21 protein-coding genes are annotated in these 24,504 nt (G+C 66.1%); 7 read left to right on the top strand and 14 right to left on the bottom strand.

Features of this window, described 5'->3' with window-relative positions; genetic code table 11:
- Window position 1 precedes the first annotated feature (1 nt).
- On the bottom strand, window positions 2-2,002 hold the full coding sequence (locus BLT96_RS06945) for a YgiQ family radical SAM protein (protein WP_090862953.1): 2,001 nt from the start codon (window positions 2,000-2,002) through the stop codon (window positions 2-4).
- A gap of 323 nt (window positions 2,003-2,325) precedes the next feature.
- Between BLT96_RS06945 and BLT96_RS06940 the strand changes: the two genes are divergently transcribed.
- Entirely contained in the window at window positions 2,326-2,658 is a 333-nt protein-coding gene (locus tag BLT96_RS06940) for a metal-sensing transcriptional repressor (RefSeq protein WP_090862950.1), read from the top strand.
- Window positions 2,659-2,691: 33 nt separating this feature from the next.
- A complete protein-coding gene (locus tag BLT96_RS06935) occupies window positions 2,692-5,307 on the top strand; it encodes a heavy metal translocating P-type ATPase (RefSeq protein ID WP_090862947.1) in 2,616 nt (871 codons plus the stop codon).
- Here the strand turns inward: BLT96_RS06935 and BLT96_RS06930 are convergent.
- On the bottom strand, window positions 5,304-7,235 hold the full coding sequence (locus tag BLT96_RS06930; RefSeq protein WP_090862944.1) for a fructose-1,6-bisphosphatase: 1,932 nt from the start codon (window positions 7,233-7,235) through the stop codon (window positions 5,304-5,306). The genes BLT96_RS06935 and BLT96_RS06930 overlap by 4 nt on opposite strands.
- A gap of 155 nt (window positions 7,236-7,390) precedes the next feature.
- Window positions 7,391-7,528: a hypothetical protein gene (locus BLT96_RS10600; RefSeq protein ID WP_157692187.1), complete on the bottom strand. Its 138-nt coding sequence runs from the start codon at window positions 7,526-7,528 to the stop codon at window positions 7,391-7,393.
- A gap of 225 nt (window positions 7,529-7,753) precedes the next feature.
- Here BLT96_RS10600 and BLT96_RS06925 point away from each other — a divergent pair, with 225 nt between their 5' ends.
- Complete coding sequence (locus tag BLT96_RS06925) at window positions 7,754-8,980, top strand: hypothetical protein (RefSeq protein ID WP_157692186.1); 1,227 nt, start codon at window positions 7,754-7,756, stop codon at window positions 8,978-8,980.
- Between the two features lie 16 nt (window positions 8,981-8,996).
- Here BLT96_RS06925 and yihA read toward each other — a convergent pair whose 3' ends face one another.
- Complete coding sequence (gene yihA, locus BLT96_RS06920; RefSeq protein ID WP_090845931.1) at window positions 8,997-9,584, bottom strand: ribosome biogenesis GTP-binding protein YihA/YsxC; 588 nt, start codon at window positions 9,582-9,584, stop codon at window positions 8,997-8,999.
- A 287-nt stretch (window positions 9,585-9,871) separates the two neighbouring features.
- Here yihA and BLT96_RS06915 point away from each other — a divergent pair, with 287 nt between their 5' ends.
- The gene (locus BLT96_RS06915) at window positions 9,872-11,173 is read left to right on the top strand and encodes a glutamate-5-semialdehyde dehydrogenase (protein ID WP_090862938.1); all 1,302 of its coding nucleotides are present in this window, start codon (window positions 9,872-9,874) and stop codon (window positions 11,171-11,173) included.
- A gap of 130 nt (window positions 11,174-11,303) precedes the next feature.
- Here the strand turns inward: BLT96_RS06915 and BLT96_RS06910 are convergent, their stop codons facing one another.
- The 3 genes from BLT96_RS06910 to BLT96_RS06905 form a co-directional block, all read right to left on the bottom strand.
- A complete protein-coding gene (locus tag BLT96_RS06910) occupies window positions 11,304-11,780 on the bottom strand; it encodes a hypothetical protein (RefSeq protein ID WP_090862935.1) in 477 nt (158 codons plus the stop codon).
- 42 nt (window positions 11,781-11,822) lie between these two features.
- Window positions 11,823-12,386, bottom strand: a complete 564-nt coding sequence (locus BLT96_RS10595) for a hypothetical protein (RefSeq protein ID WP_157692185.1) — start codon at window positions 12,384-12,386, stop codon at window positions 11,823-11,825.
- Window positions 12,387-12,953: 567 nt separating this feature from the next.
- On the bottom strand, window positions 12,954-13,214 hold the full coding sequence (locus tag BLT96_RS06905; protein ID WP_090862932.1) for a hypothetical protein: 261 nt from the start codon (window positions 13,212-13,214) through the stop codon (window positions 12,954-12,956).
- A gap of 213 nt (window positions 13,215-13,427) precedes the next feature.
- On the opposite strand from BLT96_RS06905, the gene BLT96_RS06900 reads away from it, so the two are divergent.
- Complete coding sequence (locus BLT96_RS06900; protein WP_090862930.1) at window positions 13,428-13,640, top strand: hypothetical protein; 213 nt, start codon at window positions 13,428-13,430, stop codon at window positions 13,638-13,640.
- Window positions 13,641-13,724: 84 nt separating this feature from the next.
- Here BLT96_RS06900 and BLT96_RS06895 read toward each other — a convergent pair whose 3' ends face one another.
- The 4 genes from BLT96_RS06895 to BLT96_RS06880 all read right to left on the bottom strand — a co-directional run bounded on the left by BLT96_RS06895 (window position 13,725) and on the right by BLT96_RS06880 (window position 18,808).
- A complete protein-coding gene (locus BLT96_RS06895) occupies window positions 13,725-16,367 on the bottom strand; it encodes a DEAD/DEAH box helicase (protein WP_090862927.1) in 2,643 nt (880 codons plus the stop codon).
- 106 nt (window positions 16,368-16,473) lie between these two features.
- Window positions 16,474-17,481, bottom strand: coding sequence for an NADH:flavin oxidoreductase (locus BLT96_RS06890; protein ID WP_090862925.1), 1,008 nt, complete (start codon window positions 17,479-17,481; stop codon window positions 16,474-16,476).
- Window positions 17,478-18,464: a LysR family transcriptional regulator gene (locus tag BLT96_RS06885; RefSeq protein WP_090845942.1), complete on the bottom strand. Its 987-nt coding sequence runs from the start codon at window positions 18,462-18,464 to the stop codon at window positions 17,478-17,480. The genes BLT96_RS06890 and BLT96_RS06885 overlap by 4 nt, the downstream gene beginning before the upstream one ends.
- 149 nt (window positions 18,465-18,613) lie before the next feature.
- The gene (locus tag BLT96_RS06880; RefSeq protein ID WP_090862922.1) at window positions 18,614-18,808 is read right to left on the bottom strand and encodes a hypothetical protein; all 195 of its coding nucleotides are present in this window, start codon (window positions 18,806-18,808) and stop codon (window positions 18,614-18,616) included.
- A 260-nt stretch (window positions 18,809-19,068) separates the two neighbouring features.
- Here BLT96_RS06880 and BLT96_RS10735 point away from each other — a divergent pair, with 260 nt between their 5' ends.
- The gene (locus BLT96_RS10735) at window positions 19,069-19,419 is read left to right on the top strand and encodes a helix-turn-helix transcriptional regulator (protein WP_090845946.1); all 351 of its coding nucleotides are present in this window, start codon (window positions 19,069-19,071) and stop codon (window positions 19,417-19,419) included.
- Between the two features lie 23 nt (window positions 19,420-19,442).
- On the opposite strand, the gene BLT96_RS06870 is transcribed toward BLT96_RS10735, so the two are convergent.
- The 3 genes from BLT96_RS06870 to BLT96_RS06860 form a co-directional block, all read right to left on the bottom strand.
- The gene (locus BLT96_RS06870) at window positions 19,443-19,934 is read right to left on the bottom strand and encodes a GNAT family N-acetyltransferase (protein WP_090845948.1); all 492 of its coding nucleotides are present in this window, start codon (window positions 19,932-19,934) and stop codon (window positions 19,443-19,445) included.
- Window positions 19,935-20,029: 95 nt separating this feature from the next.
- Window positions 20,030-21,232: an ATP-grasp domain-containing protein gene (locus BLT96_RS06865; RefSeq protein WP_090862919.1), complete on the bottom strand. Its 1,203-nt coding sequence runs from the start codon at window positions 21,230-21,232 to the stop codon at window positions 20,030-20,032.
- Window positions 21,233-21,426: 194 nt separating this feature from the next.
- A complete protein-coding gene (locus tag BLT96_RS06860; RefSeq protein ID WP_172824998.1) occupies window positions 21,427-22,902 on the bottom strand; it encodes an alpha/beta hydrolase-fold protein in 1,476 nt (491 codons plus the stop codon).
- A 323-nt stretch (window positions 22,903-23,225) separates the two neighbouring features.
- Between BLT96_RS06860 and BLT96_RS06855 the strand changes: the two genes are divergently transcribed.
- Window positions 23,226-24,503, top strand: coding sequence for an O-acetylhomoserine aminocarboxypropyltransferase/cysteine synthase family protein (locus BLT96_RS06855; RefSeq protein ID WP_090862912.1), 1,278 nt, complete (start codon window positions 23,226-23,228; stop codon window positions 24,501-24,503).
- Window position 24,504 lies beyond the last annotated feature (1 nt).

The following is a 24,504-nucleotide window of genomic DNA, read 5'->3' as shown; positions in this document are numbered from 1 at the left end:
TCTACCTGCCCCGGCGCTTGCCCGGGTGGCGCCCGCGCGAGGCGTACGTGCCGTGGTCGCGCGGCGTGGAGGGGGCTTTGCCGTTGCCGCCGCCGTTGCGCTTGCCTGCGGCCTTGCGGGCGCCCGCGCCGGCGGCCTTGCCGCGCTTGCCGGACGCCTTGCCGTGGCCGTGCCGCCTGCCGCCGGGGGCGTCGCTCTTGCTGCGCCACGGGCCGTCGGGCCTGACCAGGCACTTGGGGCCGTAGCCTATGAGGTCCTCGCGGTGGGCCCTGTGCAGGGCCTCCACCACCAGGTCGTAGTTCTTGGGGTTGCGGTACTGGATGAGGGCGCGCTGCATCGCCTTCTCGTGCGGGTTGGTGGGGCAGTAGACCGGCTCCATGGTGCGCGGGTCCACGCCGGTATAGAAGATGCAGGTGGAGACCGTGGACGGCGTGGGATAGAAGTCGCTCACCTGCTCGGGGTTGTAGCCAAGGTCGCGGCAGAACTCCGCGAGCCTGACGGCCTCGCGCATGGTGGAGCCCGGGTGGCTGCTCATGAGGTAGGGCAGCACGTACTGCTCCTTTCCGGCCTGGCGGCTGTACTTCTCGAACTCCTTGCAGAAGTCCTCGTACATGTGGTTGTGGGGCTTGCCCATGATTTCGAGCACCTTGTCTGATATGTGCTCGGGGGCAAGGCGCAGCTGGCCGGAGGTGTGGTACTCCGCAAGTTCCTTTATGAAGGTGTGGTCGGGGTCGAGCATGGCGTAGTCGAAGCGGATGCCGCTGCGGATGAAGACCTTCTTGATGCCGGGGATGGCGCGGAGCTCCCTCAGGAGCTGGACCAGGTCCTCGTGCGTGACGCGGAGGTTGGGGCAGGGCTCGGGCGCAAGGCAGCGCCGGTTGGGGCAGGCTCCGTGCTTCAGCTGCTTGGCGCACGCGGGTATGCGGAAGTCCGCCGTGGGGCCCGAGAGGTCGTTTATGTAGCCCTTGAAGTCCGGGTCCTGCGTCATCAGGCGCGCCTCGCGCAGGATGGAGGCGTGGCTGCGGCTCTGGATGATGCGGCCCTCGTGGAAGTTGAGCGCACAGAAGCTGCACTGTCCCAGGCAGCCGCGGTTGTTCGCGATGGAGAACTTGACCTCCTTGATGGCGGGGACGCCGCCGGCGGCCTCGTACATGGGGTGGTAGGTCCGCTCGTACGGGAGCTCGTACGTCTCGTCCATCTGCTGGGTGGTGAGCGGCATGGTCGGCGGGTTCTGCACAACGTATACGCCGTGGGGGTATTCCTCCACCAGCGTGCGCGCGCTGAACGGGTCCAGGTTCCTTCCCTGGATGCCAAAGCTGCGCGCGTAGGCCAGCTTGTCCGCCTGCATCTCTTCCCAGGTGGGAAGCGTGAGCGGGCGGTCCACGTCCTGAATGCTTCGCGTCTTGTACACGGTGCCGTGGATCCACGAGACCTGGCTCACGGGCAGGCCGGAGTCGAGTGCGTCTGCCACCTCGACCACGGACAGCTCGCCCATGCCGTATATGAGCAGGTCGGCACCACTGTCGAGCAGTATGGAGCGCTTGAGCGAGTCGCTCCAGTAGTCGTAGTGGGCAAGGCGCCTGAGTGATGCCTCGATGCCACCCAGCACGATGGGAACGTGACGGTATGCGCGTCGGATGAGGTTGGAGTACACCACGGTGGCGTGGTCCGGGCGCAGGCCCATCTTGCCGCCGGGGGAGTAGAAGTCCGTGGAGCGGCGTCGCTTCGCCACGGTGTAGTGGTTGACCATGGAGTCCATGTTGCCGGAGGACACCAGAAACGCCAGGCGCGGCTGGCCCAGGACCTGCACGCTTGCGGGGTCGCGCCAGTCCGGCTGGCAGATGACGCCCACCTTGTAGCCGTGCGCCTCCAGCGTGCGCGTGATGATGGCCATGCCAAACGACGAGTGGTCCACATAGGCGTCGCCGCACACGTACACGAAGTCGCAGCGGTCCCAGCCGCGATCTGCCATGTCCTGCTTGTTGACGGGAAGAAAGCTCATGCGTCGCTCCTTTGGCGTGCCGGTGCGTGCGGTGCTGGTGCTCGTGCGCGGGCCGCCGTGCGGCAGGCCGCTGCAAACGATTATACGGTTCGCCGCGCCAGCCCCCGCCCGACGGCGTGCGGTCGATGTGTGCGGCGTGTGCGGGCAGAGGGCCCGCGTCCTTCTCGCCCGTTGACAGGTACCCCTTGGGGGTATAGTCTCGATGCAGTGAGAGGAACCCCCTGGGGGTATATGTTCCCGGGGAACGGAAGGGAGTCCGTCATGGCACAGGGCAGGGGAACGCGACGGCGGCGGGGACGCGGGGCGAGAAGAACGCCCCCGCATTGGCCACGGCCGCGCCGTGCGGCTGCGCCGCGTCTGGCGCCGCGACGCCGGCACACAAGCACACGCCGCGCTCGGACGAGCTGAAGAAGAGCGTGACCTGCAGGCTGAACCGTGCGATCGGCCAGCTCAACGGGGTCAAGGCCATGATCGAGGACGACAGGTACTGCGGCGACGTGCTGACGCAGCTGGCGGCGGCGGAAAGCGCCGTCAAGGCCGTGAGCCGCATGGTCATGCACGACCACCTGAAGACCTGCGTGGTCGAGAGGATCCAGCAGGGCGACACGGAGGTCGTGGACGAGGTCATGGACCTGCTGAGGAAGTTTGGCGCGTAGGCGCTCCTGCGCCGGCGCCCAGGGAGGTGCAAGATGGCAAGTAGCGAGGCCCGCGAGACGTTTGACGTCACGGGCATGACGTGCGCCGCGTGCGAGGCGCGCGTGCAGAAGTCGGCGGCAGGCGTGAGGGGCGTGAGCGAGGCGAGCGTCAACCTGCTGAAGAACTCGATGGAGATCGCCTACGACGGGCGGCCGCAGACGCTGGACGCCGTGGTCGCGGCCGTGAGGAAGGCCGGCTACGGCGCGGAGCCCCGAAGCCGCGTTGCGGCGGGAGGCAATGCGCCCGCGTTTGTGGACCCGCAGGTAAATGCCAGGAAGGCGATCGAGGCGAAGCGGCGGCAGCTCTTGTGGTCGCTCGCGTTTGGGGTGCCCCTCTTCTACCTGGCCATGGGGCCGATGCTGGGCTGGCCCGAGGTGCCGGCGCTCGCGGGCATGCGCGGCATGATGGCCTCCGCGGTGACGCAGCTCATGCTGGCCATGTGCGTCATGTTCGTGAACCGCAGCTACTTCGTGCGCGGGTTCCAGACGCTGGCGCACCTCTCGCCCAACATGGACTCGCTCATCGCCATAGGCTCGGCCGCGAGCTTTGGCTACAGCGTCGTGGGCGTGTACCAGATGGCGCTCGCGCTTGGCCGCATGGACGTGTCCGCGGCGCATCACGCCATGATGGGCAGCCTGTACTTTGACTCCGCGGGCACGATCTTGGTGCTCATCACGCTGGGCAAGTACTTCGAGGCGCGTGCGAAGGGCAAGACCACGAGCTCCATTTCCGCGCTCATGAACCTTGCCCCGAAGACGGCGACGGTGCTGCGCGACGGCCGCGAGCAGAGCGTCCCCACCGACGACGTGCGCGTGGGTGACGTGCTGGTGGTGCGCGCCGGCGAGTCCGTGCCGGTGGACGGCGTGGTGCGCGAGGGCTCCGCCTCCGTGGACGAGTCCGCGATCACGGGCGAGCCCGTTCCCGCCGAGAAGGGCGTGGGCGACCACGTGACGGGCGCCACGGTGTCGCGGCGCGGCTGGTTCACGATGGAGGCCACGGCCGTTGGCGCGGACACGACGCTCGCGAACATCATCCGCCTCGTGGACGAGGCCACCAGTTCCAAGGCGCCCATCGAGCGACAGGCAGACCGCATAGCCGGCGTGTTCGTGCCCGTGGTCATCGCGATCGCGGCCGTGACGCTGGTGGGGTGGCTCGCGTTTCTCGCCCCGGGCGACATCGCCGTCGCGTTCAACCACGCGGTCTCGGTGCTGGTGATCAGCTGCCCGTGCGCGCTTGGCCTGGCCACCCCCACGGCCATCATGGTCGGTACGGAGCGCGGCGCGAAGGAGGGCGTCCTCATCAAGAGCGCGGAGGCGCTCGAGGTCGCGGGCTCGCTTGACACCGTGGTGCTGGACAAGACCGGCACCGTGACGGAGGGCGCCCCCAAGGTGACGGACGTTGCGAGCGTGTCGCCGGCGGGCGAGAGGGACCTCCTCCGCCTGGCCGCGGCGCTGGAGCGCAAGAGCGAGCACCCGCTGGCCCAGGCCGTGTGCGACTACGTGGACGAGGTGGCGCCGGACGCGGACGCCCAGGTGCGCGTGGAGGGCTTTACGCAGGTGGCCGGCGGCGGCATCAAGGCCACGGTCGACGGCAGGCGCGCGCTTGCGGGAAACGCCCGCCTCATGGCTGCGGAGGGCGTGGACGTAGGAGGCCTCGCGGCGCAGGCGCAGGAGCTTGCGGCCGCGGCGAAGACGCCACTGTTCTTCGCGGCGGACGGGCGCGTGCTGGGCATGGTCGCCGTGGCGGACGTGGTGAAGCCCACCTCCGCCGCCGCGGTGGCGCGCCTGCGCGCCATGGGCGTGCGCACCGTGATGCTCACGGGCGACCAGGAGGCCACGGCCCGCGCGGTGGCGTCCCAGGTGGGGGTGGACGAGGTCATCGCCGGCGTCCTGCCCGACCAGAAGGAGCGCCGCGTGCACGACCTGCAGCGCGACGGCCACAAGGTCGCGATGGTGGGCGACGGCATCAACGACGCCCCGGCGCTCGCCCGCGCGGACGTGGGCATCGCCATCGGCGCCGGCACGGACGTGGCCATTGGCTCGGCGGACGTGGTGCTCATGCGCTCGGACCCGGTGGACGTGGCCACGGCCATAGAGCTCAGCCGCGCCACCATGCGCGACATCAGGCAGAACCTGTTTTGGGCCCTGTTCTACAACGCCGTGTGCATCCCCGTGGCGATGGGCGCGCTCACGCCCGTGGGCATCACGCTCAACCCCATGGTGGGCGCCGCCGCAATGGGCTTCAGCTCCGTGTTCGTGGTGTCGAACGCGCTTAGGCTCTTTGCGTGGAAGCCAAGCGGACGTGCCGCCGCGGCCCCCGCGAAAGACGGCACGAAGGTTCTAAAGGAAGCGTCCCCGGCGGAAGCCGCCGGGGCAGAAGAGGAGGGAAGTGCCCCCATGGCAAGCAAGACCCTTGATATCGAAGGCATGATGTGCGAGCACTGCGTGGCGCACGTGACGCAGGCGCTCGAGGGCGTGCGCGGCGTGAGGAACGTCCACGTCTCGCTGGACGAGAAGAGCGCCACCTTGGACGCGGGCCCGCTCGTGAGCGACAAGAAGCTCTCGAAGGCCGTGGAGGAGGCCGGCTACAAGGTGGTCGGCATCCGCTAGGCGCGCTCCGGGATGGTGCCGTCCTGATAGGCGCGGACGAGCGCGTCCAGGTCTTGTATCTGGGCGCGCAGCTCCGCGCCGCGGTCCGTCTCGCGTACCAGGACCTGGTGGTCGTAGCGGCGCAGCACGTCGCTCTCGCTCATGATGTCCGCGTTGTCGTCCAGGGCGGCGTCGATTCCCAAGAACGGCCGGTGCGCCTTGATGCGCAGGTCATGCGAGCCGGAGACCAAGGTGTAGCCCGCGATGCCCGTCTTGTCGTGGTAGGCGCGGCAGAACCCGCCGTCGATCACGAGCTTGCGGCCGTTTGCGCGCACAGGGCTTTCCCCGCGCACGGTGCGCACGGGCGTATGGCCGTTTATGATGCGGCACTCCGGGCCGTCCAGGCCAAACTCCTCGAGTATGCGCACGCAGACGTCCTCGCGGTCCGTCAGGTCGTAGTACGGGTCGCGTGGCTCCTCCCACGCCGCCCTGTCGCTCACGAACGCTCGCTCGAACGTCTTCACCACGCGGCCCGAGAGCGGGGAGTGGGCGCCGCACCACAGGTAGTACATCCAGTCCAGCGCGGACTGGTCGCCCCGGGTCCACGCGCGGCGCGCCACGGAGTCGCAGAAGTCCAGGTAGTCGCGGCCGCGCCTCCACGTGCCCTCGCAGCTGACGCTGCAGAACGAGCCGTCGGACGCAAGCGGGATGCACCCGTGGAACAGCAGGTTGCCATCGCACACGCGGTAGATGGAGCCGCTCTCGTACAGGAACGCGACGTGGCGGCGCAGGCGGTCCGCATCGCGAAACGCCGCCTGGAGCCCCTGGAGCACGTCCTTCTCGCCCGGCGAGAGGCGGTAGGGGTCCTCTGGGTCTATGGTGGGGAAGTCGCAGGTCTTGAGCGGCCAGTCGCGATTGCCTATGCGCACGGTGCCGCGCGCGAGGTCCAGCTTGTCGAGCAGCAGGCGCTCGCTCGAGCGTCGCCAGTCCGGGTGGCGCCGGTACGTCTGGCCCTCCACCTTGAAGAGCATCACGTCTATGGCCTTCTGGAACGGCGAGATGACGTCGCCGGCGCGGTAGGTGCGGTTGGCGAAGAGCGCAAGTTCGCGCAGGCTTATGCCATATCCGCTCTCGATCGAGGACAGCGTGCCGTAGCGCACGCACGTGCGTACCACGGAGCAGATGCACGCCGCGGACCCGCACGCCGCGCCCATCCACGCGATGTCGTGGTTGCCCCACTGCACGTCGACGGACGGGTGGTGCTCGATCACGTGCATGACCTTGTCCGCGTGCTCGCCGCGGTCGAACACGTCGCCCACCACGTGCAGGCGGTCGACGGCCAGGCGCTTGATGAGGCCGGCGAGCGCCACGATGAAGTCGTCCGCGGCGCCGGCGGCCACCACGGACTCCAGGATGGAGCGGTGGTAGGCGTGGCGCACCTTCTCCTCGTCGCGCGTGGCGTGCATGAGCTCGTCCATGATGTAGGCGTACTCCGGCGGCATGGACTTGCGCACCTTCGAGCGCGTGTACTTGCCGGCGATCCAACGCGCCAGGCGCACCATCCTATAGAGGTTCTGCAGGTACCAGTCCTCGTTCACGACGCCCTCGCCGCGAAGGCGGTCGATTTTCTCTCGCGGGTAGTACACGAGGGTGCGTAGCTCCGCCTGCTCGTGCGCGTCCAGCTCCGGCGAGAAGATCACGCGGATCTGCTCGCGGATGACGCCGGAGCAGTTGTTGAGGATGTGCTCGAAGGCCTCGTACTCGCCGTGGATGTCGCTGATGAAGTGGTCCGTGCCGCGCGGCAGCGTGAGGATGGCGCGGAGGTTGATGATCTCGCTCATGGCGGCGCGCCGGCTGGGGAAGCGCTTCGACAGCAGGCGCAGGTACCTGAGCTGGGATACGGTGTCCGGGGTGGCGTCCTGCGCTTGCTGCTGTGGGCCTTGGGTCATGGGGCTCCTTTGCGTTGGTGGAATGATTTATGTGTTCGTATTCGATAATAGCCCCGAAATGCAAAAAGGCGCTCCCCCGGAGATAGACATCCGGGGGAGCGGGGTGCGGCGCCGCGCGACCGGTCGGACGCGGTTGGCGGGCGTTGTCGGCCTTGCTAGAACAGCTGGGTGATGCCCACAAGGAGCAGGATCGTGAGCGCGGCGACGATGATTCCCGCGACCTCCACGGCGGCGACCATGCCGAACCCGCGCAGAAAGCCCTCGGTCTGGCGGTTAAAAGTAGTGGACGACATGATGGGCTCCCAACCTCTGGAGACTTATCTTCTATAGGTATCATTCCACGCGTGGAAACCGGTATTGCCCTTGTGAGCTGGGGCTTACCGAAGCCTGCAACAAGCTGACGGTTGCGTTACAAATGCGTGGACGCGTGCTGACGCGCTGCCTGCCCGCGTGCGCGCCGGCGCCGCAAGTGCTACCGTAGCCAGATGCTCTGCGGGCGGTCGGGGGTCGGAGGTGACATGCGGGCCAGACGGGTGGTGCTGCACGCGGCGGGGGCGCTTATGGTGGCGACCCTGTGCCTTGGCGCGTATGGGCTTGTGGCCCCACAGAGCGCGGGCCTGCCGTCCAGCGCGGACGGGACGAACGCGGACGCCGTGCTTTCCGACGCGGACGTGAGGCGCGCACTGCGCGACTATGGCATGGGCACGTACTGCGACGTCGACCGCGTCATGCGCGACTCCTACGTGATACCGGGGCTGAAGATGACGCGCACGCTGGACGCGGACGGAAACCTGAGCACGTGCACGACGATGACGCCGCAGGGCGTGTGCGTTGCGGGAAGGTGCCTGCTGGTGTCCGCGTACTGCCACGACCGCGTGCACGATTCGGTGATATACCGCATCGGGCTGAAGAGCCACCGTCTGGAAGGCGTGATCGTGCTGGACGGCACGCCGCACGTGGGCGGCCTTGCCTACGACGCGGAGCACGACCGCGTGTGGATGTGCGGCTATCGCGAGGGAAAGAACGGCGGCGCCACCGTGAGCTCGCTGAAGGCGAGCGCGTGGGAGTACTACGACGCGTCGCGCGCGGACGGTCCGTGTGCGGTGGAGCACACGTACTACATTCCGACGCTCGCGCACGCGTCGTTTCTGACGGTGAAGGGCGACAGGCTGTACGTGGGCGACTTCAGCGACACGCGGAGCTCGCGCACGACGATCCAGGCGTTCGACATCGAGAAGGGCGGGACGCTCAGGCAGGCGGACCGGGACGAGACTATGGCGGACCTCCAGAAGGTGCGAAGCGACGGCTACCTTGAGAGCGTGGAGGGGCTGGAGCCTGAGGACGACACCGTGGACGTGCGCAACACCCGGGTGATGAAGCATGTGGTGAAGGACGCGGCGCGCTCGCACGGGGACATGCCCGTGCCCGTGGACGGCGCGCTCATCAACGGCCAGGCGCAGGGGATGGCGCTCGTGCGCGACCTGTGCCTGCTGTCGCAGTCGTACGGTCTGCGTGACAGCAGGCTGAGGGTGATGGCGTGGGACGGCGGCGCCTGGAACAACGACCTGAGAAACGCCCGGGCCTGGGCCACGTTCATACTGCCGCCGATGATGGAGGAGACCGAGGTGTCCGGCGGCAGGCTGTACCTGTGCTTCGAGTCTGGCGCCGAGGCCTACCGCTGGCAGGACTGCGCGCGGGTGGACCGCGTGCTGGTGCTGCGCCTGAAGGACGTGGTGGGGGGCTAGGCTGCAGGCGGGCTTGCTAGAGGCAGGCGTCCTCGATCATGGTGCGGAGCTCCTGGATGCCCTGGCCCGTCTGGGACGACGTCACGAGCATGCGCGACGCGTCGAGCCCAAACTGCCTGGCAAGCGCCTGGCGCTGCTGCGCCTGCTTGCTACGGCTGAGCTTGTCCGCCTTCGTGAGCGCCACGACGAACGGCAGCCCCTCCTGCTCGAGGTAGCCCAGCATGTCGCGGTCGAGCTGCTGGGCGTCGTGGCGGATGTCCACGAGAGAGACGACGAGGTTGAAGCTGCGCTCCTGCTCGAAGTAGCCGCTGATGAGGTTTGCCCAGCGCTGCTTTTCTGCCTGCGAGACCTTTGCGAAGCCGTAGCCCGGCAGGTCGACGAAGCGCACGCCGTCCACGTCGAAGAAGTTGACGTTTGCGGTCTTGCCTGGCTGGCTGGACACCTTCGCGAGCGACTTGCGGCCGATGAGCTTGTTCAGAAGCGACGACTTGCCCACGTTGGAGCGGCCGACGAACGAGACCTCCGGCGTGGTGGGCTCGGGCAGCTGTGCGATGGTTCCGTACGACGCCTCGAAGCGCGCCGTCTCGTACTTGAGCCTGCCCATGGTTCCTCCTCCGTGCGGGCTCCGCCCGCCGCCAGACGCGTGCCGCGGCCTTGCCCGCGCACGCCCGTTGCCGCCTTGTGCTGCGTAGATTCTACCCGAGGTTGCGCCCGCGTCAGAAAGCCCCCACAAGTGCGGCCGCGCCACACCGCAGCGCCCGCGCCGCGCCCGAGTGGCACCATGTTGTTAACGCGCGTGGCGCTCGCTGGCATACGGGGTACACTCTGCAATACGACTCCGCAGGACAGCGGCACCGCGGCGGCACATAGCGCCCCGCACAAGGAGGCCACATGGACATGAGGGAAAGCATCCACCGGATGAAGCTCGAGGCGCCCGCGATGGCGGCGTCCCCGCTGGAGCAGCGCAACCGTGCGCTCGAGCTCATAGCGCAGGCGCTGGAGGCAAACGCCCAGAGCATCTTCGCGGCAAACGAGAAGGACATGGCGTCCGCGGCCGAGGCCGGCGTTGCACAGACCGTCCAGAAGCGGCTGCGCTACGACGAGGCGAAGCTTCGCGACGGCGTCGAGGGCCTTCGGCAGCTGCAGGAGCTTCCCGACCCGGTGGGCAGGGTCCTTCTCGACCGAGAGCTTGACCAGGGGCTGGAGCTCAGGCGCGTGACGTGCCCCATTGGCGTGATAGGCGTCATCTTCGAGGCGCGGCCGGACGCGCTGGTGCAGATTGGCTCGCTGTGCATCAAGAGCGGCAACTGCGCCGTGCTGAAGGGCGGGCGCGAGACCGCCAACACCAACCGCGTGCTGTTTGACGTGATTCATGCGGCCGTGGTTAAGGCGGGGCTTCCCGCGGGCTGCCTCTTGCAGGCGGAGCTCCACAGCGAGATCGACGAGCTGCTGAGCTGCGACGAGGACGTGGACCTGCTGATTCCGCGCGGGTCGAACAAGTTCGTGCGCTACATCATGGACTACACGAAGATTCCCGTGATGGGCCACTCCGCCGGCGTGTGCCACGTGTTCGTGGACCGCGACGCGGACCAGGACATGGCCGTGCGCGTGCTGGTGGACGCGAAGACGCAGTACCCCGCCGTGTGCAACGCCGCGGAGACGCTTCTGGTGGACCGCTCCATTGCGGCGGAGTTTCTGCCGAAGGCGGCGCGCGGCCTGGCGGAGCGCGGAGCACGCCTGCGCGGCACGCAGGAGGTCGTGGACCTGCTTGCCGGCGAGGAGGGCATCCCCGCCGTGGAGCTTATGGCAGACGACGAGTTCTGCACGGAGTACGGCGACTACGTGATGAGCTGCAAGGTGGTGGACGGCGTACGCGAGGCCGTCGACCACATCAACCGCTATGGCTCGCACCACACGGACGCCATCGTGACGGCAAGCGACGATGCGGCGGAGTACTTCATGCAGATGGTGGACTCCGCCGGCGTGTACCGCAACTGCTCCACGCGCTTTGCGGACGGCTTCCGCTACGGCTTTGGCGCCGAGGTGGGCATCAGCACGGGCAAGCTGCACGCGCGCGGCCCGGTTGGCCTGGACGGTCTGGTGACGTACAAGTACTGTCTGGTGGGCCACGGCGACATCGTTGCGCCGTACGCCTCGGGCGAGAAGAGCTTCCACTACCGCGAGCTGGGGTAGGGCTGGGCGAGCGTCGGCTCCGGCCTCGAGGTCTAGGGTCTAAATGAGAGCGCCCGGATTCCGCGACGAGGAATCCGGGCGCTGCTGTAAGGTAATTACAAGGAGTGAGTTCTTCTCGCGTGTGGGTTCGTTACACGTCCCCGAGGGGAACCTCCGACTGCCTTGACATGAGGGTCTCGCCCTCGTCCGTCGCGAGCGTGACGGTCCGTGTTGCGTGTGTGGTGACCCCGGGCTGGTAAAAGAGGTACCCGATGGGGCTTCCCGCCTTCGAGTAGAGCCTGAACACGTTTGGCGCCGACGTCTTTTTGACGGTGCCGCTAAGCGTTGGCTTGGAATCCGTCTGGCCGATGTTGTTGCCGAATGCGAACTTTGCGCTGCCGTTCCTTGTGAGCCCGATGGAAAGCTGCGTTGGGTTTGCGGGGCCATCGACCGAGGTGCCAAAGGAGTAGAAGCCCGCGATCTGATCGATCGAGGCACCGGACGTCGCGGCGTTGTTTGCGTTTGCGATGCCGATGACGCAGATTACGAGCGCGACGGTGGCAGCGACGGACCAGATGACGAGTGCGACGAAGACATGCGAATGTAGCCCAGTACTTTTGCTACTCATACAACATCCTGTCAATCATGGATCTAATAGTGAATCAAGTTATCACTTGACTCGCACTCTTGAGAATGACCTGCTGTAAAACAACGATGAAACGCCCTTGAAGTATACGGTTGTCTTTCCATTGGCAACGCGATAAGTTGTGTAAGGCACACAACGATTTGTTGTGCTCATTTTAACCTTCCAGTATCCACCTTTGAGGATGCTTACGCCTACTCCAATCACTGCATTGTTTGCTCGACCAAATGGAAAAGAAATGCCAAACGTTCCGAAACCCGCAAAGGTATGAGAGATTGAAAAGCTACCACCCTGAGAGGCGCTTATATAAATCGTTCCTGTCGAATTTTGAAACCTATATCCACCAGCAGGCTGTCCACTAACGTAGTGGTAACCACTTGTGACGTATTGCGCCTTCCCGTATCTATTGAAGTAGTAAGGCCTAGATCCGTGGGTGATTGCAAGCGGCATCTTGCTATCGATATCGACCGAGCCCAAGAAGTCTCCGTCTGATATCTTACTGGCGGTTTCATTGTTGATTTGCTGAACGATTGTCTGCTCCGCGGACGAATAGCTTTCAGTGCTCTCTATTTCAATTCCGTCTGCAGTCATCCTGCTACATACTGTCGCACCGTCTATCCCTGAAAAATCACTTGCGAATGCGGAGATTGGTAATACGAATAGACAGAAAGATAATGCGATAGATGTATAAAGCGAATTTTTACGCATAGAAAGTCACCTCTAACCATCGATATGACCTATGTGACTCTCGGACGTCCGCTGTCTGTAAGGTATCACTGGGATGGCTAGACCTATGAGAGAACCAGTCTCTTTTCGCGAAAGGTACGATATAGAAGTTGAAAGGTAACAATTGGTATATAGTAATCAATTGTATGATATATACACTATATATATCATAATTATCTCTGCATAGACATGTCCTCGCTAGTAGAGTTAGAAATACTAGTTCGTGTCTCTTCCGAGTCCGCACAACTCTTGATTGATTTACTTCGTGTAACGAAAACATAGCTACAAGAGCGGTTGACTAAACAGCGCGGTAGGGCAACGCGCGAATTACTCTTCGCCTTCGATTCGCTCTGTCTTAGATATTGGAAGCCTCGCCTCGGCGATGCTGATCCTGCAAAGCGTCATCCCAGCTTTCTATAGAGAGGCGCGGCGCTACTTCGTGTCGCAGCCCTCGAAGTCGCGCATCTCCTGGCGGACGACCTCTTGCAGGTGGCGCTCGGCGGCAGCGATGGCGTCCTTGTCGCCCGAGGCCTTCGCCTTGCGGAAGGCGTTCATGGCCGAGAGGAAGCCCACCTCGGAATCCTCGTTATTCTCGCCCGCGGCGGGCGCGTCCTCTGCGAAGGCGGTCTTCATGCCCTGCTGGGCGAGCTCTCCCTTGAGCTTGTCTACGAGTGCCTGGTCGTTCTGGTCCATTGGTCCTCCGAGCGTTGTGGTTTGCACCATGCTAGCGCAAGCGCGGCGAGGCGGGAGCCGGGGCGCGAGACCGACGCGAGATGGGGGGACTTGGCGATGTGGCGGATTCGTCGTGTGCCACGGTTGAACGGGATTGGCCTCTGATATGTTTGGGTATCAGGTATTCATCGGGCGGCATGGGGCCGCTCGACCGTGCTTTTGGAGAGTGCATTCATGGTTGGGCTGATGAGTGGCATCGCCACGATCGGATTTTTGTGGCTGGCGTTCAGGCTGGTGGCGCTGGGCTTTCGCGTCCTTGGCTGGCTGCTGCGGATCGCGCTGGTGCTAGGCCTTATCTGGCTGGGGCTGTTTACGCTGCCCGTGCTCCTGATCGTAGGGGCTGCCGTTGTGTGGGAGCTGCTGCGAACGGTTGGCATCGTGCACTAGGTGCGGCGCGCGGCCGTACGCGATCGAGACTTGGAGGCGGGCGTCCGTGGGGCGCCCGCCTTTTGCGTGGGCGAGTGGGGCCCGCTACGCCCGACGCTCGCTTTCCAGCAGGTCCTCCACGAAGCCCACCTGGTACCGGCAGAACACGACCTCGCCCTCGTCCTGCGTCGCGTCGAGGTCGACGTCGCCCGATATCCCAAAGTCGCGGTCGTCGTCCGGGTCGCGGAACATCTGCCGCACGTGCCAGACGTGGCGACCGGCGCCGTCGCCCTTCTCGTCCGACTCGGTTATCGCAAGGTAGGCGGCGGAGCGGGCGTCTGCGTCCAGCATGATGTCGTCGTGGGACTCGCGGTACGCTTCCAGCGCCTGCGTCCAGCGCGGCTGGCGCCAGCCCCAGTCCGCGTCGAGCGCGCCCAGGCGCTCCGTATTGCCCACGGCGGCAAGGCGCACGCGTGCGAACAGGGCGTTTCGCACCAGAAGCGTGAGTCCGCGACGGTCGTGCACGACCTCGTGGGCGTCCGTGGGGGCAGCGCCCGCCTCCGGCGCGGCGGTGCCGGCGGCGGACCACTCGTCCACCAGGCTCGAGTCGACGGTCCTCACCACAAGGCCCAGCCACGCCACGATGTCGCGCAGGCGGTCGTCCAGCTTGTCCTCGGGCACGGTGCGCGCGAGCACGCGGTACGCGTCGGAAAGGTAGCGCAAGAGCGACCCCTCGGAGCGCGCGATGCCGCAGCGCTGCACGTAGCCCTTGAAGTCCGACGCCGTCTCCACCATGTCGCGCAGGATGGACTTCGGGCTCAGGCTGAAGTCGCGCGCCCACGGCACCTTCTCGCAGTAGCGCTCGAACGCCGCGTCCAGAAGCTCCTCCAGGGGCTTGGGGTACGTGACCTCCTGGATGCGCTCGATCCTCTCGTCGTACTCGACGCCGTCGGCCTTCATCTGGGCCATTGCCTGGTCGCGCGCCTGGCGCTCCAGCGCGCGCAGGATCTGCGGCGGGTCCTCCAGCGTGGACTCCACCATTGATATCAGGTCGAGCGCATACGTGTCGCTCTCCGGGTCGAGCAGCTCAAGCGCCGCAAGCAGGAACGGGGAGAGCGGCTGGTCGAGCGCGAAGTCCTCCGGAAGGTCGACGGTCGTCACATACGAGAAGGACCCGCCCTCCCCCTCGCGGCGCTCCACCACGCCCGCGTCTATCAGGGTCGCGAAGATCTCGTCCGCGCGCATGTCCAGGCGGAGCTTCTCGTCCTCCGACTGGGCGGAGTCCGCTATCAGCTGATGGACGCGGGAGTACGCGTCGCCGCCCTGCTCCACCTCGGCCAGCACCATGGAGTGGCTCACGCGCATGCGCGGGCGCAGCTTTTCCGGCTCCGCAGCGATGAGCTTCTGGAACGTGGCCTCCTTCCAGCCCACGAATCCCTTCGGCGGCTGCTTCGTCTTTATCTTGCGCGCCTTCTTCGGGTCGCCGCCGGCCTTCGCCAGGGCGCGTGCGTTCTCGATGTCGTACTCCGTCGCTTCCGCGATCACCATGCCCTCGGTGTCGAAGCCCGCGCGCCCGGCGCGCCCGGCGATCTGGTGGAACTCGCGCGCGTTCAGGTGGCGCATGCGGCGCCCGTCGAACTTGGAGAGCGCCGTCAGCAGCACGGTGTGTATGGGCACGTTGATACCCACGCCCAGCGTGTCCGTGCCGCAGATGACGGGAAGCAGCCCCTGCTGCGCCAGCCTTTCCACCAGCAGGCGGTAGCGCGGCAGCATACCGGCGTGGTGCACGCCCACGCCCGTCAAAAGCAGGCGCCTGAGCGTCTTGCCAAACGTGGTGGTGAAGCGGGTGCCTGCGATGGCCTCCTTGATCTGGGCGCGCTGCTCCTTCGTCGAAACGCCAAAGCTCGCGAGGCCGGATGCGCTCTTGACGGCCGCCTCCTGTGAGAAGTGCACTATGTAGAGCGGCGCGTCGCCCGCGTCCAGCGCCATCTTCACGGTCTGCTCCAGCGCGGTGTCCACGAACTTGTACTCCAGCGGCACGGGGCGCGGCGCGTCCGCGACGGTGTCCACGGAGCGCTCCGTCATCAGCTCTAGCGACGCCGCGATGTCGGACGTATCGCCCAGCGTTGCGCTCATGAGCAGGAACTGCGTGTGCGGCAGCGTGAGCAGGGGCACCTGCCACGCCCAGCCGCGGTCGCGGTCGCCATAGTAGTGGAACTCGTCCATGGCGACGCAACCAACGTCGGCGGCCTCGCCCTCGCGCAATGCCTGGTTCGCCAGGATCTCCGCCGTGCAGCAGATGATGGGCGCGTCCGGGTTAAGCGTGACGTCGCCGGTGATCATGCCCACGTTCTCGCGGCCAAAGAGCTCCACGAGGTCGAAGAACTTCTCGCTCACCAGCGCCTTGATGGGGGCCGTGTAGTATGCGCGGCGGTCGGTGCAGATGGCGATGAAGCACATGCCCAGCGCCACCATGGACTTGCCGGAGCCGGTGGGCGTGCCCAGGATCACGTGGTCGCCGGATGCGATGTCCAGCAGCGCCTCCTCCTGGTGGTCCCACAGCTCGATGCCGCGCGACTCTACCCACCCCAAAAAGAGGTCGAGCGCCTCCTCGGGGTCGATGTTCGCGAACGTCTCGTCGTCGGGCCACGGCACGAGCCTGCCCAGCGAGCCCTGGCCGTTTGGCCCCTCGTCCACCACGGCGTCCTCGTTGGCGGCCGTCTTTTCCAATGCTGCATCTTGCTGCATGTGCTTGCCTTCTGTATGCGGCCGCGTCGCAGCCGTCTTGCGGCATTCCGCGTGCCGCCCCTCGAACTTCTCAATAGTAGCGGTTTGGCAGCAGCTTTCCTACGCGCTATGCGCGCAAGAGGTGCTTTGTCGCCCAGCGCTCGTTGTTCAGGATCGGCCGCCCTATGCCCACCAGGTCGCACGCGCCCTCGTTCAGAAGCGCCTGCGCGTCACGCATGCTGCGGATGCCGCCGGCAAGCATCACGGGCACGGGGCGCCCCGCCGCGGCGAGGGCCTCGCGCACGGGACCGGATACGCCCTTGAACCAGCCGGGCTCCAGCGTGTCGCGGCGCGTGTAGTAGTTCATCCCGCCCGATACCGACACCATGTCCGCGCCGTGCCGGGCCAGGAGGACCGCCGCCTCGCACGCGTCTTCCACGGTGGTGCCGCCGGGCATGTAGTCGCAGCCGCCCAGCCGCACCGAGAGCGCCATGCCCCCTGCCTCCGCGCGTGCGGCGTCAAGCGCCTCGAGCGTGATGCGCAGGCGCCCCTCCAGCGAGCCGCCGTACTCGTCCTGTCGCAGGTTCGTGAGGGGAGAGAGGAACTGGTCCAGAAGGTAGCCGTGCGCCGCGTGCAGCTCCACGCCTTCGAAGCCCGCAAGCCGCGCGCGCCGCGTGGCACGGCCAAACGCGTCCACCACGCGGGCGATGTCCGCACGCGTCATGATGCGCGGCTGCGGCTGCCCCACCTTTGCGCCCGGGCAGTTCACGCCGCTGGGCGAGAGCGCCACCTGGCGTGTCACCTGCGGCCGTGCCGCGCTTCCGGCATGGCTGAGCTGCACAAACACCGGGGTGTCGCACTCGTGGAGCACGCGGGCCTCAAGCCTCAGGCCGCAGAGGTCGTCGTCGCGGCTGATTGATGCCTGTCGGGGCGTGGCCTGGCCGTCCGCCGTCACAAAGTGGTGGCCGCACTCAACAAGGCCCAGGAGCCCGCCCTCCGCGCGCTCGCGGTAGTGGTCCAGCAGCCGCTGGCTGATACTCCCGTCCGGGTTCGCGCGACCGCTTGCCATGGGCGCCATCACTACGCGGTTGCGCAGCTGCACGCGCCCCACCCGCACGGAATCGAACGGTGTCATGCCTCCGTCCCCGCGTTGCCCGCACCCGGCGCGGCGACGCTCTTGAGCGCCGCCTTCGAGGGCACGATCTCCTCCGGCTGGTCAAAGCTCACGATGAGCCGCTCGAGCTCGCGGATGTAGTCGCGGGCAAGGCCGCTCAGGCGGCGCTGGCTGTGGGTGATGTAGCCCACGTTCATGACCTCGTCCGTCTTGATGGGGATGGACGCGATGCCGTTGAACATCTCGTCGGAGCGCACGCCCGTGGATATCAGGTAGCCGTCGCAGTGGCCGAGGATTCCCGTCATGGTGGCGCGGTCGCTCACGGTGATGTGGCGCGCGTGCGGCAGGTCGCCCAGCGGCTCCTCGGAAAGGTAGAGCGAGGCCTCCGCGCCCTGCTCGAAGTCGTAGCGCTCGAACGGCGCAAGGTCCTCGGCCGTGACCGTGCGCCTCGACGCGAGGGGATGCCCTTCTCGCACGAAGACGTGCGGTCGCGCGTGGAAGAGCGACGTGAACACGAGCGAGCCCTCATCAAGGCGCCTGCGGATCACGGTCTCGTTGTAGTGGCTCAGGAAGAGGATGCCGATGTCGCTTCTGAACGTGCGCACGTCGTCGATGATCTCGCTCGTGCGCGTCTCGCGCAGGCTGAAGTCGCACGACGAGCCGCCGTGCGCCTGCAGAAAGTTTATGAACGCGCGTACGGCGAACGCGTAGTGCTGCGTGCTCACGGACATGCGCCCCTGGGACGTGCCGCGCCTGGTGTAGTGGTCGGTCAGGAGGTCCGCCTGCTCGACCACCTGGCGCGCGTAGCCCAGAAACTCTACGCCGTCGCTCGTGAGGCTGATGCCCTTGCTCGAGCGGTTGAAGATCCTGATGCCAAGCTCTGACTCCAGCTCCTTCACGGCGACGGAGAGGCTGGACTGCGATATGAAGAGCTTGCGCGCCACGGAGTTCATGGAGCCGCTCTGGGCTATGGCGATAACGTAACGGAGCTGCTGCAGCTGCATATGGGGCCTCCCGCATCGGTCTGCTATGCAGTAAAGCTATACCACGTGAAGGCCGATGCGCGCAACGCGCCGTGCAAGAAGGACTTAGCGCGCAAGAGGGACGTGCTGGCGAGAAGGACGCGGAGTGCCGCCGGGGCGCTTTCCTGGGGCTACAGCTCCGTCACGATGGCGGCGGCAGCGTACTCCTCGAGGATGGCCTCGAGCTCGCCTTTCGTCTGCGGCGCCTCGCCGTACATCTCGAGCAGCTTCTGGTACGTCACGACCTCGCCTGTGGTCTGCAGGAGGAACTTGTCCGTGGGCCTGGGCTCGACGAAGTCGTGGCGGTTGGGTGCGGCGTCGCTCATGGGGTGCCCTCCGAATGCGTGTGGGGTGCGGACGCAAGTATTTCTCGTCCGGCTATCTATGTGTCTAGCAAGACTAGATTCTACGGCGTTTTGGCGCGACTGCCTAGTGGTGCTAGACATGCCCCGCGGGAACTCTCCTATGAATAGAGAAGAGCATTCTTTGTATCTGAATCGCTTTTGCTTGCGTTGGGCAGTGCCAAGCGGGAAGAATCGCTTGCGTTGCGCGGAACCGGAGCGATCGAGGGGAGGCGTTTGCGCCCATGGGCGCCAGGAAGTCGGGCGGGCGGCATAAGAACAACCTGAGGGCCTGCAGGGAGGCCGCCGGCAAGAGCCAGCGGCAGCTTGCGGCCATCATGGGCGTGAGCGAGAAGTCCGTGAGCGCGTGGGAGACCGGCCGCGTCGAGATGAAGGCCGATCACTTGCTGGCGCTGGCGAACTGCCTGGGCTGTACCCCTAACGACCTGCTGGGATACGAGGGAGACGTCCGTATGGTGCGGGTGCGTGCCTACGAGGAGCGCTATGCGGAGATCTATGCGCGGCTGGCGCCGAACGTGCGTGACGCCTTCGAGACGATTCTGGACGCGACGTCGAAGTCGAGGCGCCCGAAGTAGGCGGTCGCCTCGCTCTGGGCGCGCTAGAGTATGGTCTCCATACCGATCTTCTGCGGCTTCATGCCCATGGCCTCGTAGAACTTGAGGGCGCCGGGGTTGCACGACCACACGTTGAGCGTCACGTTGTGGAAGCCCTCGCGGCGCGCGAAGTCGATCACGTGGTTGTACAGGGACGTGCCCACGTGCTTGCCGCGGGCAGACTCATCCACGCAGATGTCGTCCACGTAAAGCGTGCGGATGCCGGTGGCGTTGTTGCCGTTCCAGTCCTGGTATATGCAGAACGCGTAGCCCAGCACGCGCTCGCGTGCGTCCGGGTCGTTCGCGTCTGCCGGCTCCACCGCCACGAATACGGGGGTACTGTCGTCGCGGAAGATCTGGCTCAGCTCGTCTGCGGTGTACTTGGTGGTGTCCCGCACGAAGAGGTCTGGCCGTCCGTCCGCATGCACGTTGCACACCTGGACGAGCAGGTCCAGAACCTGCGGGATGTCTGCGTCCGTTGCGCGCCTGATGTCCATGCTCTTCTCCTATCCTGTGTTTCTTGCGTCTGCGTTGTGCCTGTCTGCGCGGCGTCGCCTGCCGTGCCGTCAACCTGCTGCGTGCGGATGGGACCTCAGTCCGCGCGCTCCTGCACGTAGCGAACGAAATCGTCGCGCTCCTGCATGCTGTCCAGGCGGGCGGTGTACATCTGGTTGCCCATGTCGTTGGAGAGTGCGTCCGGCATGCGCTCGCACATGACGATGGAGTCGCCGTAGCGCGCGATCACGTCCTCGTGGGAGTGGATGTACGCGTGCGAATCGCGCCTGCCCGCGTACACGCAGATGTGGTTGTCGCGCGAGGGCGGCAGCGTGCTGCGGTCAAGCGTCACCATGTCCGCCCAGATCTGGTACACGTCCGTGGAGTGCGCGAAGTTCATCATGTCCGGGGAGTAGCCGCCGGGCGGGCGCACGTTGACCTCGAGGCCCACGTAGTCGCCCCGCTGGCCAAGGCCCGGCTTGTCGTGGGCGAGCCTGAAGAACTCCATGTGGACGAAGCGCCGCCCAAGGCCAAGGCTCCAGGCGGTGGCGCGGCCCAGCTGCCGCAAGATGGGGTCGACCGTGGGAAGCGAGCAGTACCAGAGGTCGAGCCCCTCCGTCGCTACCCTGGCCATCGAGGGCGGGAACTCCTCCATGTTCTCGAACAGCGGCTGGCAGTGCGAGTCCAGGATGGCGTCGTAGCTGAAGATCTGGCCCTCCACGTACTCCTCCAGCACGTACGGCGTCTGGCCCTTCTCGCCCAGCAGGCGCTCCAGGTCCGCACGGCCGTCGATCCTGGCGACGCCGCCCGCGCCCACGCCGCGCTCCGGCTTTGCGAACGCCGGCCAGCCTATGCCGGCCTCGCCATCCACGAAGTCGAGCGCCGCCTCCAGCGTGGTCAGGCGTATCTGTCGCGCGGTCGCGACGCCGGCGCGGCGGTAGCCCAGCTTCATGTCCGCCTTGCTCTGGAGCGAGCGGATTTCTTGCGCGTTGGGGCCGGTCGTGACGTTGAAGTCCGTGCGCAGTGCGGCGTCCTGCGCGAGCCAGTACTCGTTGTTCGACTCTATCCAGTCGATCTTGCCGTACTTGTACGAGAAGAACGCGACCGCCTTGAACACGCTGGGGTAGTCTTGGAGGCTCGGGACCCAGTAGTACTCCGCGAGCGAATCCCTCAGGCGGCCGTCGAGCTGGTCGTACGGGGTGTCGCCGATGCCGAGCACGTTGACGCCGCGCCGGCGCAGCCGGTCGCAGAACTGCCAGTATGTGTGGGGAAACTGCGGCGATACGAAGACGAAGTTCAAGGTGCTCCAATCCGGAGGGTCCGGCGCCGTGCGTGGCGCGTGCCTGCGATGATACCAACGCAAGATTGCGTGCGTGTGAAGCGTGACGCCTCCCGGCGCAAGGCGGGGGAGGAGAAGCTCGGCACTAACGAGAAGACCCCGCGCTCCGTGGTTTGAGGGGCGTGGGGCCTTCGGGGCTGTCTTGCTTGCGGCGACTAGCGCTTCTTGCGAGCCGTCCTGGTGGTGGCAGCCTTCTTGGTCGCGGGCTTTGCGGCTGCCCTCTTGGTCGCGGCCGGCTTGGCGGCGGAGGTGGCAGGCTTTGCCGCGGTCTTGGGCTCCGCCTTCGCGGCCGGCTTGGCCTCGGGCTTCGCGGCGGCAGCGGCCTTGGTCGCGGTCTTCTTCGCGGCTGGCTTGGCCGCTGCGGGCTTGGTCGCTGCAGGCTTTGCGGCGGGCTTGGCTGGGGTCGCCTTGGCGGTGGGCTTCTCGACAGGCTTGGCCTCGGTCTTGGGCTCTGCCTTGGCGGCGGACTTCTTCGCGGCCGGCTTCGTGGCGGTCACGGGAGCCTTGGGGGCAGCGGCCTTCGCCGCGGGCTTGGCGGCAGGCTTTGGCTCGGCCTTCGCCGCGGGCTTTGCGGCAGCCTTGGGTGCAGCCGGCTTTGCGGCTGCCTTGGGTTCTGCCTTTGCGACCGGCTTTGCCGCGGTCTTCTCGGCAGCCTTTGCCGCCTTGGGCTCTGCCTTGGCAGCGGGCTTGGGCTCTGCCTTTGCTGCGGCCGGCTTCGCCGCGGTCTTCTTGGCGGCCTTCGCCGCAGGCTTAGCGGCGGCGGGCTTGGCAGCGGCCTTCTTCGCGGCAGGCTTTGCGACCTTCTTCGCAGCCGGCTTGGCAGCGGGCTTCAGGGGCTCCTGCGCCTTCGCGACCCACGGCGCCACGGGCTCCTTCTCTACCTCCTTGGCAACGTCCTCCAGCACGAAGGGCAGGAAGTAGGACATCTGCTTCTTCCACCAGTACCAGTCGTGCGTGACGTCCGCTCCCCAGTAGTCGCACCAGTGGTCCACGCCCAGGCGGTTGAGCTCGGCGTCCATGCGGCGCTCGTCGTTGGCAAACTGCGCGTCCTCGCCCTGGCCGCAGCAGAACAGAAGCGAGCGGTTGCGGTACAGGCTCACGTACGGGTGGTCAAGCGGCATGTTGGGCAGGAATGCCAGGACGTCGTTGTCGTACAGCGTGGAGTTCATCCAGTCGCCAAAGAAGTAGCCGGAGTGGTAGATGCCGGAAAGCGCCATGCAGCCCTGGAAGAGGTCCGGGCGACGGAACAGCGCGATGGCCGCGTGCACGGCGCCCATGGAGCAGCCAAATGCGATCGGGCGCAGGTTGGAGGCGTTCAGCTCGTGCACGCGGGGGATGAGCTCGTCCGTCACGAAGCGGAAGTAGTCCTCCTGGCGGGCGGCGCGGGCCTCGTTGTCGCCGTTCAGGAGCGACCAGCTCTGCTCGTCAAAGTTATCAACCGAGAAGAGCTGGATCTGCTTGCCGTCGATGAACTCGGCAAGCGCATCCACCATGCCCTCGTCCTCGAGCTCGCTCGCCTTCTGGTCCTGGGTCTGGAACGCGACGACGGGGTAGCCGCCCTCGCCATAGACGATCAGGTTGGCCTCCTGGCCGAGGAACTTGCTCTTAAGCTTGTAGACGGAACGCTTCATATTGGAATGTCCTCCTATCGAGTCCATGTATTCGCTTTGACGCGTCGGCAGAAGGTACGAAATTGTCCGCCGGCGGGTCTTTGCCCGCGTGAATTGTAGCATTACGTGCGAAATCGTGCATTTTGGGGCCGTTTTTGCCACATGGCTGCAACGCAGGGGGCGTTGGTGTCGCTTCGGGTGTCCTTGGTTCTGCATGGGGGAGGCGGCACGGCTTTATTGCCGCGCAGGGTTTAAGGTGTGGCAACATATATGTTCATGGGCATGTAGGTCTGCGGTCCCATCGGCCATGGCGTCGGGGGCCGCCAGCGAGCAGGGAGACGTTTATGGGCACCATCGAGACCACGTGCGTGCAGGGCGGCTACGTTCCCGGGGACGGCGAGCCCCGGCAGCTGCCCATCGTGCAGTCCACCACCTTCAAGTACGACACCTCGGAGCACATGGGGCGCCTGTTCGACCTGGAGGAGGACGGCTACTTCTACACCCGTCTGCAGAACCCCACCAACGACGCGGTCGCGAAGAAGATCTGCCAGCTGGAGGGCGGCTCGGCGGCCATGCTGACGTCCTCGGGCCAGGCGGCCACGTTCTTCTCGCTCTTCAACATATGCGAGTGCGGCGACCACGTGGTGGCGAGCTCCGCCATCTATGGCGGGTCGTACAACCTCCTGGCGCACACCATGCGCAAGATGGGGGTGGAGGCAACGTTCGTTTCTCCCACGTGCACGCGCGAGGAGCTGGACGCCGCGTTTAGGCCCAACACCAAGTGCGTGTTTGGCGAGACCATAGCAAACCCCGCGCTCGCGGTGCTCGACATCGAGCTGTTTGCCTCCGCCGCGCATGACCACGGCGTGCCGCTCATCGTGGACAACACGTTCCCCACGCCCGTGAACTGTCGCCCCATCGAGTGGGGCGCGGACATCGTGACCCACTCCACCACCAAGTACATGGACGGCCACGCCTCATGCGTCGGCGGCGCGATCGTGGACTCCGGCAACTTCGACTGGATGGCGCACGCGGACAAGTTCCCGGGCCTCACGCAGCCGGACGAGTCGTACCACGGCATCGTGTACGCCAAGCGCTTTGGCAACGCGGGCGCGTTCATCACCAAGGCGACGTCGCAGCTCATGCGCGACTTTGGCTCCATACAGAGCCCGCAGAACGCCTACCTGCTGAACATCGGCCTCGAGAGCCTGCACGTGCGCATGCCGCAGCACTGCAGAAACGGGCAGGCCGCGGCGGAGTTCCTGAGCGCGCATCCCAAGATCGCGTCCGTCCGCTACCCCGGGCTTCCGGGCGACCGCTACCACGGGCTCGCGCAGAAGTACATGCCGCACGGCACCTGCGGCGTGGTCTCGTTTGACGTGGCCGGCGGGCGCGCGGCGGCCGAGCGCTTCATGAGCGCGCTCAGGCTGTGCACCATCGAGACCCACGTGGCGGACTCCCGCACGTGCTGCCTGCACCCGGCGAGCTCCACCCACCGCCAGATGACGGACGAGGAGCTTGTCGCCGCCGGCATCAGCCCGTCCATGGTGCGGCTTTCCTGCGGGCTCGAGGGCACGCAGGACATCCTGGACGACCTTGCCCAGGCGCTGGAGCAGGCGTAGC

The organism is Parafannyhessea umbonata (genome assembly GCF_900105025.1).
Taxonomy (GTDB): Bacteria; Actinomycetota; Coriobacteriia; order Coriobacteriales; family Atopobiaceae; genus Parafannyhessea; species Parafannyhessea umbonata.
The sequence above is the reverse complement of the archived record's forward strand: the minus strand, read 5'-3'. Positions and strand labels throughout refer to the sequence as shown.